Annotated in this window: 1 pseudogene; it reads right to left on the reverse strand. The window is 69.7% G+C overall.

Annotated elements, in window-relative coordinates:
* Positions 1-287, reverse strand: a pseudogene (locus tag ACQG3P_RS19335) (MBL fold metallo-hydrolase); the annotation flags it as partial.

A 287-nucleotide genomic window follows, 5' to 3' on the forward strand; every position in this document is an offset into this window, starting at 1 on the left:
TTGGGCTCGGCAAGCGTGGCGTCGCGCGCTTGCCGGGTCGCCACGAACGCCGCCTCGCGCACCCCGTCATGCAGGTGGATGTTATGTGCGCGCTGCTCGCCGATGGTGGGTTCATTGGCGACCGCGCGCCCGCCCGGGCCGTAGTCGTGGCAGATGAACACCCGGGTGGCATCGGGCAGGGCACGCAGGCGTTGGATCGAGCGGTACAGCAGGCCGGCGTCGCCCCCGGGAAAATCCCAGCGTGCGGTTCCGCCATCGGGCATGAACAGCGAATCGCCGGTGAACAC

The organism is Stenotrophomonas sp. SrG (assembly GCF_050031795.1).
GTDB lineage: Bacteria > Pseudomonadota > Gammaproteobacteria > Xanthomonadales > Xanthomonadaceae > Stenotrophomonas > Stenotrophomonas rhizophila_A.